Source organism: Stenotrophomonas sp. AGC87 (genome assembly GCF_057333975.1).
Genome location: NZ_JBHFHW010000017.1, coordinates 1 through 2,986, shown reverse-complemented (window position 1 = coordinate 2,986; position 2,986 = coordinate 1). Strand labels below are relative to the sequence as shown.

Genomic DNA, 2,986 nt, shown 5'->3' with positions numbered 1-2,986 from the left:
GTCATGGACCGTCGCACCCCGACTGTCGCACGAAAACCGCTTGAAAACAGCATCGATCTTGATGGCCGATTCAGCTGGGAGCGCCACCTGCCATGGAGCTGACGGCAGCCAGACACGGTGCTAACGCGGGGCGGTCTAGGCTGGCCTGGCCATTCATCCCGCAGGAGATCAACGATGGGTATTTCGCGTCATGCCACCGCGCATTGGGAAGGTGACCTCAAGACAGGCAAGGGACAATTGAGCACGCCCCAGAGCGGCTTGATGGACAAAACCCGCTATGCCTTCAGCAGCCGCTTCGGTGATGAGAAGGGCACCAACCCGGAAGAACTGATCGCCGCCGCACACGCCGGCTGCTTCACCATGGCGCTGTCGGCCAAGCTCACCGAGGCCGGTTTCGTGCCGACCTCGCTGGATACCGAAGCCAAGGTCGACCTCTCGATGGAGGGTGGGCCCCAGCTGTCGCAGATCACGTTGAAGGTGAAGGCCGTAGTGCCGAACATCGAGGCCACCCAGTTCCGTGCCATCGCCGACGACGCCAAGCAGAACTGTCCGGTCTCCAAGGCGCTCAGTGCGGTACCGATCAGCCTTGAGGCCGAGCTGGCCGGCTGATCCGCGCCCGCGATTGGTGCACAGCAGATTGTGATGGGAAAGCGGCGGCCGCATAGTCGCCGCTTTCCTGTTGTGGGGTATCTGCATGCGTCCGACCGCTCTTGCCGCCCTGATGGCCTGCCTGCTGGCCGGCACCGCGCAGGCCGATGTGCGCCTGCTGACCGCCGCCACCATCCATACCGGGGATCCCGACGCGCCGGCGGCCACCGCGCTGGCGTGGGATACCGACACCGGGCGCGTGCTCGCCGTCGGTGATCGCCAGGCACTGTTGACGCTGTACCCACTGGCGGCGCTGACCGACGTTGGCCAGGCCACCGTGATCCCGGGGCTGATCGATGCCCATGCACACCTGATGTTCCTGGGCGGCACCCTGATGCAGGCCGACCTGACCGGTGCGACCAGTACCCAGGACATCGTGGCGCGCCTGCAGCGCTTTGCGGCCGACAATCCCGAGGGCTGGCTGCTGGGCAGCGGCTGGGACCAGAACCGGTGGCCGGACAAGCAGTTCCCGACCGTGGCCGACCTCGACGCGGCGTTCCCGGACCGGCCGGTCTGGTTGGGTCGCATCGATGGTCACGCGGGCTGGGGCAACAGCGCGGCACTGCGCGCGGTCGCACGGCAGCCCGGCCAACGCGCGTTGAAGGGCAGCTGGCAGCCGGCCGGCGGGCGCATCGTGCGCGATGCCAAGGGGCAGCCGAGCGGGGTGTTCGTCGATGAAGCGATGACCCTGGTGCAGGCGGCGATCCCAACGCCAAGCGACGCCGCCCGCGAGCAGATGCTGACCCGCGCACTGGATAAAGCGGTCAGCCAAGGCCTGACCGGTGTGCACGACATGGGCGTATCGCGCGCCGATCTGGCCCTGATGCGCCGCTTCGCCGATGCCGGCACGCTGCCGCTTCGCATCGATGCGTATGCCGATGGCAATGGCGATGCCCTCGCTGATCTGTGTGCACAGGGCGCGTACCAGCATGCCGGTGGCCGCCTGGAAATGCGCGGGGTCAAGCTCTTCATGGACGGCGCGCTGGGCAGCCGCGGTGCCGCCCTGTTGGCCGATTACAGCGACGACCCGCACAACCGCGGGTTGCTGGTGACCTCGCCGGCCGATTTTGAAACGGCGGTGCGCAAGGCCGATGGCTGTCACATCCAGGTCGCCACCCACGCGATCGGGGATCGTGGCAACCGGATTGCACTGGATACCTATGCCAAGGTGCTGGGCGAGCGCCGGGGCAGCGACCATCGCTGGCGGATCGAGCATGCGCAGGTGGTGGCGCTGGAGGACATTCCGCGCTTTGCCCAGCTCGGTGTGATCGCCTCGATGCAACCTACCCACGCCACCTCGGACATGGGCTGGGCGCAGGATCGGGTCGGTCCCGAGCGCATCCTTGGGGCCTATGCGTGGCGGCGGATGCTGGGCTCCGGTGCCCGGCTCGCGCTGGGTTCGGACTTCCCGGTGGAACAGGTGGATCCGCGCCTGGGCCTGTATGCCGCCGTCACCCGCCAGGACCGTACCGGCCAACCGCCGGCGGGCTGGCAGCCCGATCAGCGGCTGACCGCGGCCGAAGCGCTGCGGGGTTTCACTGCCGACGCCGCGTGGGCAGGCCATGACGAGGCCCAGGTCGGCCGGTTGCAGCCCGGCCTGCGCGCGGATTTCGTCGTGCTCGATCGCGATCCGCTCAGCATCGCGCCTACCGAACTGGCCGACCTGCAGGTGCGCTCGACCTGGGTCGATGGCGCACCGGTGTACGACGCGGCGCGCTGACGCGCCGCCGCCGGGATTACCAGTCCAGCGTGCCGCGGATGACGGTCTGCACCTGGCCGCCGGACCAGACATCGCCATGGTCATCGATGCGCAGGGTCAGGCGCGCATCGTGGCCCACTTCGCGACCCTGGCTGACCACATAGCCGTGCGCGGTGCCAGGCAGCGCATCGCGGCTGTCCAGCCAGGCAGCCAACACCGCATTGGCCGCACCGGAGGCGGCGTCTTCAAAGCGGCGACCGTTGCCGACGAACGCACGCACCGCCAGATCCCATGCCTGGCCCTGGCTGCGTGCATAGGCGAAGACCCCCATGCTGTCGGTGGCCTCGGCCAAGGTGGCCACGGCATCCCAATCGGGGGTGAGCGCGCGCAGGGCGGCCTCGTCAGCGAGTTCCACCACCCACCAGCTGCGGCCACCGGCCATGCGCGCCGGCGGCAGATTGCCCAGCGGCCAGCCCGCCAGCGCGGCCTGCAGGCGCGGGTCGGCGGCAGTGGTCACTTCGGCCACCGCGGCGCGCGGGGTACGGATCGCGATGGTGCGGGCGTCACCGCTGCCGTCCACGCGTAGGGGCAGGGCCCCGGCAATGCCGTCCTGGACCAGCACGCCCTCCACCGGCGCGG

3 protein-coding genes are annotated in these 2,986 nt (G+C 69.1%); 2 read left to right on the top strand and 1 reads right to left on the bottom strand.

The window, feature by feature from the left end:
• Nucleotides 1-174: 174 nt before the first annotated feature.
• Nucleotides 175-609 carry an OsmC family protein gene (locus tag ACE026_RS07415; protein ID WP_123728599.1) on the top strand — a complete coding sequence of 145 codons (435 nt, stop codon included), beginning with the start codon at nucleotides 175-177 and terminating at the stop codon, nucleotides 607-609.
• Between the two features lie 85 nt (nucleotides 610-694).
• Nucleotides 695-2,368 carry an amidohydrolase gene (locus ACE026_RS07410; protein WP_486038561.1) on the top strand — a complete coding sequence of 558 codons (1,674 nt, stop codon included), beginning with the start codon at nucleotides 695-697 and terminating at the stop codon, nucleotides 2,366-2,368.
• 16 nt (nucleotides 2,369-2,384) lie between these two features.
• On the opposite strand, the gene ACE026_RS07405 is transcribed toward ACE026_RS07410, so the two are convergent.
• A partial coding sequence (locus ACE026_RS07405; protein WP_486038560.1) for a PhzF family phenazine biosynthesis protein occupies nucleotides 2,385-2,986 on the bottom strand: 602 nt, incomplete at its 5' end.

Excerpts from the sequence above, each read along its gene's own strand:
- ACE026_RS07415 (WP_123728599.1), top strand. The coding sequence starts at position 175 with ATGGGTATTTCGCGTCATGCCACCGCGCATTGGGAAGGTGACCTCAAG.
- ACE026_RS07410 (WP_486038561.1), top strand. The coding sequence starts at position 695 with ATGCGTCCGACCGCTCTTGCCGCCCTGATGGCCTGCCTGCTGGCCGGC.